Consider the following 15,353-nt stretch of genomic DNA (forward strand, 5'->3'; position numbering starts at 1 on the left):
GGAGATGACAATGAACATGCGTGTTTCCTCCCCCGTTTCCGGCACGCTGGCCGAAAGCAAAGCAGCCCGGGTCAGCATCTTGGCCGCACAAGCCCGGTTGTCGCTGCGCGCACGCGGCGATCTGGCGCCGCTCAGCGCCGCCCTTGGCCTGAGCTTGCCCGACCGGATCGGCACCCGCTCCGCCACGGGCGAAATCGAGGCCATGCGCCTCGGTCCCGACGAATGGACGATCCTTGCTCCGACAGGGGAGGTCGAGAGGCTGGTTGCGGCCTGCGGCGCGGCCTATGCCAGCCATCCGCACAGCCTCGTCGATATTTCCGGACGGGAAGTGACGCTGCTGATCGAAGGTCCGCAGGCCACCGAACTGCTGACGCTGGGCTGCGCCCGCGACATTGAGACGATTGCCGTCGGCGAGGGACGCCGGACGATTTTCGACGGTGTGACCGTAGTGCTCTGGCGCGATGCGGAAAACCGTTTCCGCATGGATATCTGGAACAGTTTCGTGTCGCATCTTGGCCATTTGCTTGAAACCGGCTGCAAGGAACTTGCAGCGGATATCGCCTGATCTGGGAGAAGAAATATGCTCAACCGCCTGTCACATCATACCGTTTCAGACACGGTCATCGCCGATGCCATCGCAGAGGAACTCGACCGCCAGAAGACGCAGATTGAATTGATCGCCTCGGAAAACATCGTTTCGGCCGATGTCCTGGCCGCTCAAGGCTCGGTGCTGACCAACAAATATGCCGAGGGTTATCCCGGCAAGCGTTATTACGGCGGCTGCGAATTCGTCGACAAGGTGGAGGCGGTCGCCATCGAGCGGTTGAAGCAGCTCTTCGGCGCGGAATTCGCCAATGTACAGCCGCATTCCGGCGCGCAGGCCAATCAGGCGGTGTTTCTGGCGCTGCTGCAGCCGGGCGACCGGATCATGGGGCTTTCGCTTGCCCATGGCGGGCACCTGACCCACGGTTCGCCGGTCACGATGTCGGGCAAATGGTTCGACGTCGTTTCTTATGAGGTCGATGCCGATACACATCTGATCGACATGGAGAAGGTGCGCGCAAAGGCGCTGGAAACGAAACCGAAGCTGATCGTGGCGGGCGCTTCGGCCTATCCGCGCCAGATCGACTTTGCCGGTTTCCGCGAGATTGCCGATGAAGTCGGCGCCTATCTGATGGTGGACATGGCCCATTATGCCGGCCTGATCGCCGGCGGCAAATATCCGAACCCGGTGCCGCACGCTCATGTCGTCACCTCCACCACCCACAAGACGCTGCGCGGCCCGCGCGGCGGCGTGATCCTCACCAACGATGCCGATCTCGCCAAGAAGCTGAATTCGGCCGTCTTCCCCGGCAATCAGGGTGGTCCGCTGATGCATGTCATCGCCGCCAAGGCCGTGGCTTTCGGCGAAGCGCTGCGCCCGGAATTTTCCGATTACGCCGGCCAGGTCATCGCCAATGCACAGGCGCTGGCTAAAGTACTGACAGAAGGTGGTCTCGGCATCGTCTCGGGCGGAACCGACAGCCATATGGTGCTGGTCGATCTGCGTCCGAAAGGCGTCACCGGCAAGGTTGCCGAAATCGCGCTGGAGCGGGCGGGTCTCACCTGCAACAAGAACGCCATCCCCAATGACCCGGAAAAGCCCTTCGTTACCTCGGGCATCCGGCTCGGCAGCTCCGCCGGCACCACACGGGGTTTCGGCGTGGCTGAATTCGAGCAGATCGGCGTGCTGATCCTGCGCGTCATCGATGCGCTTTCGGCGAATGTCGAAGGCGACGCCGCAATCGAGGCCGAGGTGCGGGCACAGGTTGCCGCACTTTGCGACGCCTTCCCGATCTACGGTTCGTAAATGTTCCTGTCGGTCTTCGATATATTCAAGATCGGCATCGGCCCATCGTCTTCTCATACGATGGGGCCTATGGTCGCGGCCGCCCGGTTTCTTGACGATCTGCGCGGCGGCGACAAGTTCCCGGGGGCCGGAGACCTGTTCGGCCTGCGGGCGAGCCTGCATGGCTCACTCGCCTTCACCGGCAAGGGCCATGCGACGGACCGCGCGGTCATTCTCGGCCTTTGCGGGCTGAAGCCCGATACGCTCGATCCCGACCGGGTGGAGGAGATCGAGGCGGAGGTGCGCCGGACCGGTCTTGTCCAGCCCGAGGGGCTGCCGCCGCTGCGGTTCGATCCGGACAGGGATCTGGTCTTCGATTATGGCCCGCCGCTTCCCGGCCATGCCAACGGGCTGGTCCTGATCGCCTGCGACCGTCAGGGAAACACCTATCACCGGGAGGTCTATTATTCGATTGGCGGCGGCTTCGTCGTCACCGAAACAGAGCTGCAAAGGTCGGCCGGCGGATTGAGCGCCGGCAAGCAGCAATCGGTGCCCTATCCCTTCAGCACGGCGGCCGAAATGCTGCGCATGGGCCGCGCGTCGGGCAAGACCATCGCCCAGATGAAGCGGGCGAATGAGGAGGTTGTTTACGGATCGGAACTGGATGCGCGGCTGGACCGCGTCTGGGAGGTGATGGAAAGCTGCATCGAGCGCGGCCTGACGCAGGATGGTATCCTGCCCGGCGGGCTGAAGGTGAAGCGCAGAGCCAAGGCGATCCATGAGCAGTTGCAATCGGAGCGCGGGCTGAACCTTAACCAGCCGCATCAGGCCAATGACTGGATGAGCGTCTACGCCATGGCGGTGAATGAGGAAAACGCCGCCGGCGGGCGCGTGGTCACCTCACCCACCAATGGCGCGGCGGGCGTGGTGCCGGCGGTGGCGCGCTATTATCTCGACCATTGCGTCGGCGCGCGCCGGGAAGGCATCCGCGATCTTCTGCTGGTGGCTGCGGCCATCGGCGGTCTCATCAAGCACAACGCCTCGATCTCGGGGGCGGAAGTCGGCTGCCAGGGCGAGGTGGGTTCGGCTGCGGCCATGGCGGCGGCGGGGCTTTGCGCGGTTTTAGGCGGCAGCAATGCGCAGGTGGAAAATGCCGCCGAAATCGCGCTGGAACATCATCTCGGCATGACCTGCGATCCGGCGGCCGGGCTCGTTCAGGTTCCCTGCATCGAGCGCAATGCGCTCGGCGCCATCAAGGCCGTCTCTGCGGCCAGCCTTTCGCTGCGTGGTGACGGCACCCATTTCATGCCGCTCGACAATTGCATCACCGTGATGCGCGAGACCGGCCGCGACATGCATGTGAAATACAAGGAAACCTCGCAGGGCGGCATCGCCGTCAATCTGCCGGAGTGCTGAACTATCAAGGGGGAGCAGGATTTGACCACCTATATCATGAAAGTCGCGTGCCCGGCGCGCAGCGGCATAGTCGCCGCCGTCTCGGGTTATCTCGCCCGGTCCGGCTGCAACATCAACGACAGTTCGCAATTCACAGACCAGGAGACGGGCCGTTTTTTCATGCGGTTGAGCTTCGTTTCCGAACAGGGATCGGGACGCGAGGCGCTGCTTGACGGTTTCGGTCCCGTCGCGACCGATTTCGATATGGACTATGACATCCACGACCTTTCGCGAAAGACGAAAGTCGTGATCATGGTCTCGCGTTTCGGCCATTGCCTGAACGATCTGTTATATCGCTCCCGCATCGGTGCACTGCCGGTCGAAATCGTGGCCGTGATCTCCAATCATCTCGATTACCAGAAGCAGGTGGTGAATGAGGATATTCCTTTTCACCACATTCGTGTCACACCGGAAACGAAGCCCGAGGCGGAAGCTGCGATCCTGCAGGTGGTGCAGGATACCGGGGCGGAACTCGTGGTGCTGGCGCGCTACATGCAGGTGCTGTCGGACCGGCTGTGTCAGGAAATGTCTGGCCGCATCATCAATATCCACCATTCGTTCCTGCCCTCCTTCAAGGGTGCCAACCCCTATAAGCAGGCCTATGAGCGCGGGGTGAGGCTGATCGGCGCGACCGCTCACTACGTCACCGCCGATCTCGATGAAGGGCCGATCATCGAGCAGGATACGATCCGCGTGACCCATGCCCAGAGCGCGATGGATTATGTGAGCCTGGGGCGGGATGTGGAAAGCCAGGTTCTGGCCCGCGCCATCCACGCACATATTCATCATCGGGTCTTCCTGAACGGAAACAGGACGGTCGTCTTTCCCGCATCTCCCGGAGAACACGTGTCCGAGCGCATGGGCTGAAGGCGACTCGTGGTTGACATCCCTGGTCAGTGGCTCGCCGGCATGTCGTCTCGCCAGTAGCAGGCGTTGAGACACCGTTTTTTGGACAGGAGCGATAATTTGTCCCGAAAGCCCTGCCACTGGGAGAACGCATTGGCGAGCCACAGGAAATAATCATTGGTGGAAGCGGCTGTCTCCATTGCCGCATCGCCAAACGGGATCGCCCCGCAGGCATGATATCATCGGCCGTGGACGGTATCATGCTTGCGGGGCGACAGCAAAGTAAAACAGTCGCTCTACTATAGATTAGTCTGTGACTCTCATGCGTACATATCAAATGCCGCGATGAGCAAGGCAGGCTACGAGTAAAGGTTGCTATTCGGCGGGCTGCGCGACGGCCTCCGTGCCGGGGCGTCCACGATCTCCGGAGAGGCTGCGCTGGCCGAGCGTGATGATGGCCACGGTTGAAAGGCTCGCGACAACCGAGACCCAGAAACCATTGTCCGGGCCGAAATTGTCGATCACCCAGCCGGAGATGAAGGCGCCGAGCGCCATGCCGATACCGATGCCGGTCATGACCCAGGTCACGCCTTCCGTCAGCATCGATTCAGGCACGCGGCGCTCGATCAGGCCGAATGACGTGATGAAGATCGGCGAGATCGCAACGCCGCTGAGGAAAACGGCAAAGGCGAGCAGGGCAACGCTGGTATTGGCGACGAGGAGTGGCAGCGCGGTGAGCGCAAGCACGCTGACGGCGATCAGCAACTGACGCTGCAACGGCATTTTGGGATTGAGCGCGCCGAGAATGAGGCCGACCACGAAGGAGCCGATGGCATAGACACCGATGACGAGGCTGGCGGCTTCCGGTTGGCCAAGCGCCTTGGTGATTGCGACGGCGCTAACTTCGGCCGTGGCGAAGGTCGAGCCGACGAAGATCAGGGCAAGCGTTATGATCTGGACCGGGCGCAGGGAGATGGCCGAACGCTGCGGGCGGCCGCTTTCAACCGGCCGCACCTTGGGCTCGGTCGAGCGTTGCAGAAGGAAGGCAAAGGTGCCGAGCGCCAGAAAGGCGGTGCTGATCATCATGCCGGCTTCCGGAAAGAGTGAAACGGCAAGGCCGACGGAAAGCGAGGCGCCGGAAATGTAGACAAGTTCGTCGGCGGCGGATTCAAAGGCGAAAGCGGTATTCAGCTCCGGCCGGTCGCGGAAGATTTCCGTCCAGCGGGCGCGCATCATGGCGGGAATGCTCGGCATGGCAGCGGCGAGAAAGGCGGAGAGGAACAGCGTCCAGGCGGGCCATCTCTGATTTGTCGCGATAATCAGCGCCGCAAAGGCGATGACCGAAACGATGGTCGCCGGGATGAGCACACGGCTCTGCCCCTTGCGATCCACCAGCCGGGAGATTTGCGGGGAGACGGCGGCATTGGTGAGCGCAAAGGTTGCGGAGACGGCGCCGGCCAGCCAATATTCGCCATGGGTTTGCGACAGCATGGCGACGATACCGATCGGGGCCATGGCAATGGGAAGGCGGGCAAAGAAACCAGCGGCGGAAAAACCTTTTGCTCCTGGAGCACGGAAAATTTCTCTGTATGGATTAGCCATCGGGATGCACCTTGTTCTGAGGGTATCCACCACACACATACGTGGCGTATGTGAAATGAGATAATTGCATACGTGGCGTATGTCAACTAATATACGCGGTGTATGTGGAGAATGGAGAGAAAATGCGCAAACCTCGCAGCGAAATGATTGCCGAGACGCGGGCGAAGCTTCTGGCTGCCGGCCGCAAGGCCTTTGGCAGCATCGGTTATGCGGAAGCATCGATGGACGACTTCACCGCCGAGGCCGGTCTCACCCGCGGTGCGCTCTATCACCATTTCGGCGACAAGAAGGGCCTGCTGCTGGCTGTCGTGGCAGAGATCGACGCGGAAATGACGACGAGGCTCTGTGAGATTTCGTCCAGGGCTGCCACCCGGTGGGAGGGTTTCGTCGAGGAGAATGTGGGTTATGTCCGCATGGCCCTCGAGCCGGAGATCCAGCGGATCATGTTCCGCGACGGGCCGGCCGTGCTGGGTGACCCGTCCCGCTGGCCAAACGCCAATGGCTGTATTTCGGCTGTCGCGCGAAGCCTCGACGCGCTGAAAGAGGAGGGGACCATCGTCGATGTCGATCCGGAGGCATGCGCCCGTTTCATCAATGCGGCAAGCAGCAGTGCCGCCCAATGGATAGCGAATTCAGACGACCCCGAAACGACCTCGAAACGAGCCGTGGAAAGTTTCCGGACCCTGCTCGACGGTTTGCGGATCAGGAAAGACTGATCCGGGTTTCACGAGGCCCGGTAAATTCCCCTTCAACGTCCGCTTTCGGGATATGGGCGCCCGCAAGTCATGCAACTGTCATCTGGCGGGTCTAGGAGAGATTGTGGTTTTCACATGGCTCGCGAGGGGAATATGCGCAAAATTGTTGCCGCTTTGGTCGCTACGACCGTTCTTGCCGGCGCCGCTCAGGCTGCCGAGGTCTATCCGCTTGATCGTGCTACGATCCTGACGGGTTCGCCGTTTGATTTTAAAGTCGAGTTCGCTTCCGTCGTGAAGCCGGAAGACGTCAAGATCACCGTCAACGGCCAGGATTACAAGGCCGCTCTCGGCAAGGATGCCGAGTTCGTCGCCGAAGAAAAGAACAAGGACAAGGTTCTTGGCTCGGCCGTCATCCTGCGTGGCGTCACGCTTGCCAATGCCGGTGACTACAAGGTTGAAGTTTCGGCCGGTTCCGAAACCAAGAGCGTGACCTGGGCCGTTTATGGCACGCCCGCCCAGGCAAAGGCCAAGAACGTCATCTTCCTGATCGCCGACGGTCTTTCGGTTGCGCATCGCACCGCCGCCCGCATCATGTCCAAGGGCATGACCGAGGGCAAGGCCAATGGCCGTCTCAACATGGATGACGTGCCGCCGGTCGCCTTCATCGGCACCTCCGCCACCGACGCCGTCGCCACCGACAGCGCCAACACCATGTCGGCTTACATGACCGGTCACAAGACCGCCGTGAACGCCATCGGCGTTTATGCCGACCGCACCCCGGCCTCGCTTGACGATCCGAAGGTGGAAACGCTGGCCGAAGCGCTGCGCCGCCAGACCAAGAAGTCGATCGGCATCATCTCGACCGCCGAAGTGCAGGATGCGACGCCGGCTGCCGTCGTCGCCCACACCCGCAAGCGCGGCGACAAGGCCGAGATCAACGGCATGCTGTTCGACGTGAAGCCGGATGTGCTTCTTGGCGGCGGCTCCGCTTATTTCCTGCCGCAGGCCACCGCGGGTTCCAAGCGCAAGGACGACAAGGACTATATCGCCATGTTCAAGGAAGCCGGCTACACGCTGGCGACCAGCAAGGCGGAACTCGCAGCGGCTTCGGGCACCAATACCGGCAAGATCCTCGGCCTGTTCCACACTGGCAACATGGACACCACGCTTGACCGCGAATTCCTGAAGAAGGGCACCACGGCCAAGTTCCCGGATCAGCCCGGTCTCGTTGAGATGACCAAGGTTGCGCTCGACAATCTCTCGAAGAACCCGGAAGGTTTCTTCCTGATGGTTGAAGCGGCCAATGTCGACAAGATGTCCCACCCGCTCGACTGGGATCGCGCCGTTGTCGATACCATCGAATTCGACAAGACCATCGGCATTGCCCGCGAATTTGCGGCGAAGAACCCCGATACGCTGATCATCGTCACCGGCGACCACACGCATGGCGTTTCCATCATCGGCACCGTTGATGACAACAAGCCAGGCACCGACATGCGCGAAAAGGTCGGCACCTATGCCGAAGCCGGTTTCCCGAACTACGAAGACAAGGACGGCGATGGCTATCCGGACAGTGTCGATGTTTCGCGTCGCCTGTTCCTGAACGCCAATAACGGTCCGGACCACTACGAAACCTTCCGTCCGAAGCTCGATGGCCCCTTTGCACCGGCCATCCAGAACGAAAAGAAGGAATACATCGCCAACGAGCAGTACAAGGATGTTCCCGGTGCCGTGCTCGTCACCGGCATCATTCCGAAGAGCTCGGACAGCGGTGTCCACGCGGTGGATGACGTCGTGCTGCAGGCCGAAGGCCCGGGTGCCGAAGGCTTCCGCGGTTACATGGAACAGAGCGATGTCTACAAGGGTCTCGCTGAGGCGCTCGCACTCGGCGCCAAGCAGACCAACTAAGATCTGAACGGGGCGAGGGCGCGCCGCCATGGCGTGCCCTCGTCGTCATTTCCGGTCTTGCATTGCCGGCCCTGTCGGCTGGCGATGAAGGACCTTTCAAGAAGGAGAATGGTCATGGGCAAGCCTGATCAGGCACGGTTCAACCGCCGCCAGACACTGGGTCTCATTGCCGGTCTGCCGCTGCTGGCCGCCGGCACGCGCGCGCAGGCGAAAAGCGACCTCACCTTTGACGAACTCTACGGCAAGGTCAGCGTCCTCGGGCTGGAATTTTCCGAAAAGGTCAAGCAGCTGAACGGCAAGGATATCGCCATGCGCGGTTTCATGGCGCCGCCGCTGAAGGCCGAAGCGCAGTTTTTCGTGCTGACCGAAATACCCATGTCGATCTGCCCTTTTTGCTCCACCGATTCTGACTGGCCGGACAATATCGTCGTGGTTTATCTCGGCGAAAAGCAGACCTTTACCCAGCCCAGCCAGACCATCGAAGTGCGTGGCACCTTGGAAACCGGCTCGTGGACGGATCCCGATACCGGCTTCGTCAGCCTGCTGCGCATTCGCCAGGCAGAATACGCGACGGTTTGAGACCATGCTGTCCCTGAAGATAGATCATCTTGCCGTGTCCTTTCCCGGTCTCGCGGCGCCGGTTCTCGTTATCGACCATCTGGAGATCGCCGCCGGAAGCCGCGTCGCGCTGACGGGCGGTTCCGGCTCGGGCAAGAGCACGCTCATCAACATCGTCGCCGGTCTCGAACGCGTGCAGGCCGGTCGCGTCGTCTGGGGTGAAGAGAACATCGCTGACTTGTCCGAAGGCCGTCGCGACCGCTGGCGGGCCGCCAATATCGGCCTCGTCATGCAGGAGTTTCATCTTTTTCCCGGCCTGTCCGCGCTGGATAACATCCTGCTGCCCGCCCGCCTGTCGCGCGTGGCGGATGCGGCGCTTATGAAACGCGCGCAAGCCCTGTTCGCCACCGTCGGCCTCAAGCGGCCGGAGCAGCATGTCGAGACCATGTCGCGGGGTGAAATGCAGCGTGTCGCCATCGCCCGTGCGCTGCTGCGCAGTCCCGGCGTCATCATCGCCGACGAACCGACCGCGAGCCTCGATCTCGAAAGCGGCGAGGCTGTCGGTGACCTGCTTCTGTCCGTCGCCACCAGCACCGGCAGCACGCTGATTGTCGCCAGCCACGATCAGCACCTCATCGGCCGTCTCGACCGGCGTCTGACCCTCAGTAGTGGCCGTATCGTTGCGGATAGCGAGCGGAAGGAGATCGCGGCATGATCGGCTTCATCCTCGCCGACCTGCGCCGCCTGTGGTTGGGCGGCGCCGTTGTGGTTCTGCTCGTGGCGCTCGCCACAGCACTTGGTGTTGCGGTGACGCTGCAGGAACGGTCGCTACGGCTTGGCAGCGCCCGCGCCGCCGATAAATTCGATCTCGTCATCGGCGCGGCCGGCAGCGAAACCCAGCTGGTCCTTTCTTCCATCTTTCTTCAGGCGGCCCCTTTGCCGCTCGTCGATGGCGCCGTTCTCACCAGGCTCTCCGCCGATCCGCGCGTCGCCTGGGCCGCCCCGGTGGGGTTTGGCGATTCCTTTGCGGGTTACCCCATCGTCGGCACGACGACGAGCCTTGTCAGCAATACGACGCCCGGTTTTGCCGAAGGCAGGATTTTCGCTCTGGAAGGCGAAGCTGTCCTCGGCGCTGCCGTCGATCTGTCGGTCGGTGCCGAGATCAAGCCGATGCATGGCACGGCCGAGACCGGCGGCCATACCCATACCGAGATCGCCTACAGGGTCGTCGGCAAGTTGCAACCAACCGGTACGCCGTGGGATCGCGCCATTCTTGTGCCGATCCAGGCCGTCTGGCACGTTCATGGCCTTGGCGAGGACCATGGTCATGACCACGAGGAGGGGCATGGCGAGGGTGAGGCGCATGCCGACGGGCATCATCACGAGGATGGTCACGATCACGCCCATGAAGATGGGGACCATCACGAGGATGGCGGCGCGCATGCCGAAGACGAGGCGGACCATGCCGAAGCGTCCGTTCAGCTTGCGGCCTCGCCGGCGCAAAAACAGGCCTTGGCCCTCGGTCCCGCAACGTCGGCGCATGGGGGAGACGATCATCGTGGCAACATCGATCCCGATGCGCCGATCCTGGAGAGTTTCGGCGATGGCCTGCCCGGCCTGCCGGCCATTCTCGTCAAGCCGAAAACGATTGCCGATGCCTATCGCCTGCGGCAGGAATATCGCAGCGGTAATACGCTCGGCGTGTTCCCGGGCGAGGTGCTGACCGGTCTTTATGCGACGCTTGGCGACGCCAAGAAGGTCCTGAGCGCGGTCGCCGCCGGTTCGCAAGGTTTGGTGGCGGCGGCGCTGATGCTGGTCACGGTGATCCATGTCGGGCAACGGCGTCGGCAGATCGGTGCATTGCGGGCGTTCGGCGCGCCGCGCGGCTCGGTTTTCGCCATCGTCTGGCTGGAGCTTTTCTTTCTGGTGGCGCTCGGTGTCGGCATCGGTTTTCTGCTGGGACTGGGTGCTGCCCATATCGGCGCGCAGCTCTTCACCGCGAAAAGCGGCGTGATCCTGCCGGTCGGCTTCACCGGCGAAGATTTGCGTCTTGGCCTCTTCCTGCTGGGATTTGCCGCCATTCTCGCGGCCATACCGGCGTTGCTCGCCTATCGCCAGTCCCCGGCTGCCGCCCTGCGCGCCTGAGACCACGCATAAGCTATGATAGCCAATGCGTTTTTCAGATTCGAATGACGTGCTAGCGGGGTCATTGGCACGACTTTGCCATACTGAGAGATCGCATTGCGTGGACAAGGACGGCCAGGAATCGGCGCTCCAAGGCGCAAAGAGGATGAGGCGGATAAAATATAGTTTTTTTACTGCGACTGCGTTTTATGGCAGGCTTGTGCCGGGGTTTTGGAAAACGATGGGAAGCCGTGTCACAATAGGAGGGAACCCGGATGGTGGAAGAGAAGCCGGGTAAAGCGCCTGAAATCGTAGGGACCGAGCGATCTGGCGCTGAACCGAAACTTCTTTCGGGCGGCAATCCACAGATTGCCAAGGGATATGGCAATGTGCCGGTGCGGGCCTATATCGCCGCCATGCCGGGTTGGAAAAGCCCGGTCGGAGCGCATATCGATGCGTTGATCGAAAATCTCGTGCCCGGCGTCCGCAAGGCGGTGAAGTGGAATTCGCCCTTCTACGGGATGGAGGACGATGTCTGGTTCCTCAGCCTTCACTGTTTTACCAGATACATCAAAGTCACCTTCCTCAACGGCGCATCCTTGCAGCCCCTGCCGCCCGGCACCTCCAAGCACCCGAAGGTTCGTTACCTCGATATCCATGAAGGTGCTTTTGACGAGGCGCAATTTGCCGATTGGGTGAAACAGGCGAGCCGGCTGCCGGGCGAAAAAATGTGAGTGGGCCGCTTCGCCAGTCCGGGCCGTAACGCAATCTTGCGGTCGGCGAATCGCGCCGTTTTTTCCCGCCGTGAAAAGCCGCAGCACGCCGCCGGTGATGAGAAATCACGGGCGTCTCGATACAGTTTTTCCTTCGCGAAGAAAAACCGGCCGATCCGGCCGATTTCTGTTTACTTTTGCCGAAGTTGCACGCCATCACGCTCACTGAATTCGCTGCCAGGCGTATCGCAAACCATGGAGGATGAGATGAAGGCACTGGTGCTGGAAGAAAAAGGCAAGCTCTCGCTCAGGGATTTTGATATTCCCGGTGGAGCCGGATCCGGTGAACTCGGACCGAAGGATGTGCGCATCCGCACCCATACGGTCGGCATCTGCGGCTCGGACGTTCATTATTATACCCATGGCAAGATCGGCCACTTCGTTGTCAACGCGCCCATGGTGCTCGGCCATGAAGCCTCCGGTACGGTGATCGAAACCGGTTCCGACGTCACCCATCTGAAGGCGGGCGACCGCGTCTGCATGGAGCCGGGTATTCCCGATGCCACATCGCGGGCCTCGAAACTCGGCATCTACAATGTCGATCCCGCTGTCCGCTTCTGGGCGACACCGCCGATCCATGGCTGCCTGACGCCGGAAGTGGTTCACCCCGCGGCCTTCACCTACAAGCTGCCGGACAATGTGTCCTTTGCCGAAGGGGCGATGGTCGAGCCCTTCGCCATCGGCATGCAGGCGGCATTGCGGGCGCGCATTCAGCCCGGCGATATCGCCGTCGTCACGGGCGCCGGCCCGATCGGCATGATGGTTGCCCTGGCGGCGCTTGCCGGCGGTTGCGCCAAGGTCATCGTTGCCGATCTCGCCCAGCCGAAGCTCGATATCATCGCCGCTTATGACGGCATCGAGACTGTCAACATCCGCGAGCGCAACCTCGCCGAAGCGGTTTTGGCCGCAACGGATGGCTGGGGCTGCGATATCGTCTTCGAATGCTCAGGCGCTGCACCCGCCGTGCTCGGCATGGCGAAACTGGCGCGGCCGGGTGGTGCCATCGTGCTGGTTGGCATGCCGGTTGACCCGGTGCCGGTCGATATTGTTGGCCTGCAGGCCAAGGAACTGCGGGTGGAAACGGTTTTCCGTTACGCCAATGTCTATGACCGCGCCGTGGCGCTCATCGCCTCCGGCAAGGCCGACCTCAAACCGCTGATTTCAGCCACCATTCCCTTCGAAGACAGCATTGCCGGCTTCGACCGCGCGGTGGAAGCGCGGGAAACGGATGTGAAACTGCAGATATTGATGCCGCAGTAACGAATGAGCCTGCCGCTGATGATAGAGCGGCAGAAATGTTGCGGAAAAGTATGAGTGTGGCCTGCCGGCATCCGGCAGGCCACACGTCAAAATTTCACCTGAAATCGCCTCCGGTTGCGCATTGTCTGGGCGCATCACGCCAAATTGAGCGGAAAAATCGGCACCGTCGCCGCCTTTATAGTCAGCCCTGTCGGGCGACTCTTCAATTCCTGACAAAAAAGAGTCAAAAAAGTATCGGCAATTTCTTCGGCGTGATGTGGATGCAGAGATGCCGCACGCCATATGCTCCTCATCAACGCCTGGGACGAGCCATAAAGAGGAATGGCTCCGCTCCGTGAACGCGGCGGACGCGACTGATGGGAGGAACCATGATGCAGCCCGATCTGGAACTGGTGCACATCCGCAAGGGCGAATCCTTCGCTGCCTGGCGGCATGGCTATCCGTTCCGCACCGTGCGCTGGCATTACCATCCCGAATACGAAATCCATCTGGTCGTCGCCACGTCAGGCACGTTTTATATCGGTGATTTCGTCGGTCGCTTCAGCCCCGGTCAGCTCATCATGACCGGTCCCAATCTCCCCCAGAACTGGATCAGCGAGATCGAGCCGGACGAAATCGTGCCGACACGCTCTCTCGTGATCCAGTTTCCGGAGAGCTTTATCGAAGATGCCTGCACCTCCATGGCCGAAATGGATGTGGTGCGCGCCCTGCTGGATCGCAGCCGCCGCGGCATTCTGTTTGACGACGAGACGAGTGACCGGGTTCGTCCGCTGGTGCTTCGGCTGATCGAGGCGCAGGGGCTGACGCGTCTGGCGCTTTTCTGGGAAATTCTCGATCTGCTCGTCAACGCGCCGTCTTCAGAAGTGCTGGCAAGCCTGAGTTATGAGCTTGATCTGACCGGCATTGGCGACAGCGGCATCAACCGCGCTCTGTCGCATCTGCGCCAGCATTTGACCGAACAGGTCGAGGAAATCGATCTTGCCGACATGGTGGGCCAGAGCCCGAGCGCCTTTTCCCGTGCCTTCAAGCGTCATACGGGAACGACGCTGGTGCGCTATCGCAATCAGTTACGCATTGATCTTGCCTGCCAGATGCTCTTGGCGGATCAGGACGTGAAGGTAGCGGAGGTCTGCTACGATGTGGGCTTTTCCAACCTTTCGAATTTTAACCGGCATTTCCTGAAATTGAAGGGAATGTCGCCGTCGAGGTTCCGAACCATATTCGCAGCCCAGAAGGCAGCGGTCATGGCGGAGTAAACCAGCGACACATCGCCGATTTTTACCAATTCGGGCAGAGGGCTGTCCGGAAACGGGCACTTGTTGCCCCAACTTTCCAAACGGGAGGAAGAGTGAGATGAAAATGAAATCCAAGTTTCTGATGGCGACAGCCGCAATTGCAATGATGGCCGCTCCGGCGCTGGCGCAGGAAAAGCTGAAGATCGGCATGACCTTCCAGGAACTCAACAACCCCTATTTCGTATCGATGCAGGAAGCGCTGAAGGAAGCCGCCGCAAGCATCGGTGCTGACGTCGTCGTCACCGATGCCGGCCACGATGTGGCAAAGCAGATTTCCGACGTTGAAGACATGCTGCAGCAGAAGATCGACATCCTGCTCCTGAACCCGACCGACAGCGCCGGCATCGAAGCCGCCGTTCACGCTGCCAAGTCCGCCGGCGTGATTGTCGTTGCGGTTGACGCCAACGCCAATGGCCCGGTCGACACCTTCGTCGGTTCGAAGAACCGCGATGCGGGCTACCAGTCGTGCAAATATCTCGGTACGTCGCTTGGCGGCAAGGGCGAGGTTGCCATCCTCGATGGTATTCCGGTCGTTCCGATCCTGCAGCGCGTCGAAGGTTGCAAGGCGGCTCTCGCGGAATTCCCAGAGATCAAGCTCGTTGACACGCAGAACGGCCGTCAGGACCGCTCCGTTGCTCTCGGCGTCGTTGAAAACATGATCCAGTCGCGTCCGAACCTCGCCGGTATCTTCTCGGTGAATGATGGCGGTGCGATGGGCGCTCTGGCCGCTATTCAGGGTTCCGGCAAGGACATCAAGCTGACCTCGGTGGACGGTGCTCCGGAAGCGGTGAAGGCGATTGCCGATGGTGGCCCTTTCATCGAAACCACCGCCCAGTTCCCGCGTGACCAGGTGCGTGTCGGCCTTGCCATGGCGCTCGCCCAGAAGTGGGGCGCACGCGTCGTGCCGAAGGAAGTCCCGATCGACGTCATGGTCGTTGACAGCAAAAACGCCGGCGAGTTCAGCTGGTAAGAACTCCTCCCAGGCCCCGTCCCCATCTAGTATGGGGGC

At 61.2% G+C, this 15,353-nt stretch carries 15 protein-coding genes; 13 read left to right on the forward strand and 2 right to left on the reverse strand.

Features of this window, described 5'->3' with window-relative positions:
- Positions 1–10 precede the first annotated feature (10 nt).
- From AC5YUO_RS22665 to purU, 4 genes are read left to right on the forward strand one after another with little or no spacing between them, the layout of a single operon-like run.
- Positions 11–565, forward strand: a complete 555-nt coding sequence (locus AC5YUO_RS22665; RefSeq protein ID WP_496155307.1) for a sarcosine oxidase subunit gamma — start codon at positions 11–13, stop codon at positions 563–565.
- Positions 566–580: 15 nt separating this feature from the next.
- Positions 581–1,849 carry a serine hydroxymethyltransferase gene (glyA, locus tag AC5YUO_RS22670; RefSeq protein WP_496155308.1) on the forward strand — a complete coding sequence of 423 codons (1,269 nt, stop codon included), beginning with the start codon at positions 581–583 and terminating at the stop codon, positions 1,847–1,849.
- Complete coding sequence (locus AC5YUO_RS22675) at positions 1,850–3,244, forward strand: L-serine ammonia-lyase (protein ID WP_496155309.1); 1,395 nt, start codon at positions 1,850–1,852, stop codon at positions 3,242–3,244.
- Between the two features lie 21 nt (positions 3,245–3,265).
- Positions 3,266–4,150 carry a formyltetrahydrofolate deformylase gene (gene purU / locus AC5YUO_RS22680; protein WP_496155310.1) on the forward strand — a complete coding sequence of 295 codons (885 nt, stop codon included), beginning with the start codon at positions 3,266–3,268 and terminating at the stop codon, positions 4,148–4,150.
- A gap of 26 nt (positions 4,151–4,176) precedes the next feature.
- Here purU and AC5YUO_RS22685 read toward each other — a convergent pair whose 3' ends face one another.
- Complete coding sequence (locus AC5YUO_RS22685) at positions 4,177–4,329, reverse strand: hypothetical protein (protein ID WP_496155311.1); 153 nt, start codon at positions 4,327–4,329, stop codon at positions 4,177–4,179.
- 175 nt (positions 4,330–4,504) lie between these two features.
- Positions 4,505–5,731 carry an MFS transporter gene (locus AC5YUO_RS22690; RefSeq protein WP_496155312.1) on the reverse strand — a complete coding sequence of 409 codons (1,227 nt, stop codon included), beginning with the start codon at positions 5,729–5,731 and terminating at the stop codon, positions 4,505–4,507.
- Between the two features lie 122 nt (positions 5,732–5,853).
- Between AC5YUO_RS22690 and AC5YUO_RS22695 the strand changes: the two genes are divergently transcribed.
- The 9 genes from AC5YUO_RS22695 to AC5YUO_RS22735 all read left to right on the forward strand — a co-directional run bounded on the left by AC5YUO_RS22695 (position 5,854) and on the right by AC5YUO_RS22735 (position 15,314).
- Positions 5,854–6,447 carry a TetR/AcrR family transcriptional regulator gene (locus AC5YUO_RS22695; protein WP_496155313.1) on the forward strand — a complete coding sequence of 198 codons (594 nt, stop codon included), beginning with the start codon at positions 5,854–5,856 and terminating at the stop codon, positions 6,445–6,447.
- A 132-nt stretch (positions 6,448–6,579) separates the two neighbouring features.
- Positions 6,580–8,334 (forward strand): alkaline phosphatase, encoded by a 1,755-nt coding sequence (locus tag AC5YUO_RS22700; RefSeq protein ID WP_496155314.1) that lies wholly within the window; start codon positions 6,580–6,582, stop codon positions 8,332–8,334.
- Between the two features lie 114 nt (positions 8,335–8,448).
- Complete coding sequence (locus AC5YUO_RS22705) at positions 8,449–8,913, forward strand: hypothetical protein (protein ID WP_496155315.1); 465 nt, start codon at positions 8,449–8,451, stop codon at positions 8,911–8,913.
- Between the two features lie 4 nt (positions 8,914–8,917).
- Positions 8,918–9,607, forward strand: a complete 690-nt coding sequence (locus AC5YUO_RS22710) for an ABC transporter ATP-binding protein (protein WP_496155316.1) — start codon at positions 8,918–8,920, stop codon at positions 9,605–9,607.
- Positions 9,604–11,037 carry an FtsX-like permease family protein gene (locus tag AC5YUO_RS22715; protein ID WP_496155318.1) on the forward strand — a complete coding sequence of 478 codons (1,434 nt, stop codon included), beginning with the start codon at positions 9,604–9,606 and terminating at the stop codon, positions 11,035–11,037. The genes AC5YUO_RS22710 and AC5YUO_RS22715 overlap by 4 nt, the downstream gene beginning before the upstream one ends.
- A 254-nt stretch (positions 11,038–11,291) precedes the next feature.
- Positions 11,292–11,750, forward strand: coding sequence for a DUF1801 domain-containing protein (locus AC5YUO_RS22720; RefSeq protein WP_496155319.1), 459 nt, complete (start codon positions 11,292–11,294; stop codon positions 11,748–11,750).
- 246 nt (positions 11,751–11,996) lie between these two features.
- Positions 11,997–13,049, forward strand: coding sequence for an NAD(P)-dependent alcohol dehydrogenase (locus AC5YUO_RS22725; protein WP_496155320.1), 1,053 nt, complete (start codon positions 11,997–11,999; stop codon positions 13,047–13,049).
- 371 nt (positions 13,050–13,420) lie between these two features.
- Entirely contained in the window at positions 13,421–14,305 is an 885-nt protein-coding gene (locus AC5YUO_RS22730; RefSeq protein WP_010973746.1) for a helix-turn-helix domain-containing protein, read from the forward strand.
- 97 nt (positions 14,306–14,402) lie between these two features.
- The gene (locus AC5YUO_RS22735) at positions 14,403–15,314 is read left to right on the forward strand and encodes an ABC transporter substrate-binding protein (RefSeq protein ID WP_496155321.1); all 912 of its coding nucleotides are present in this window, start codon (positions 14,403–14,405) and stop codon (positions 15,312–15,314) included.
- The last annotated feature ends 39 nt before the right edge of the window (positions 15,315–15,353 follow it).

The sequence above is a fragment of the Agrobacterium sp. LEGMi-208b genome (assembly GCF_059511785.1).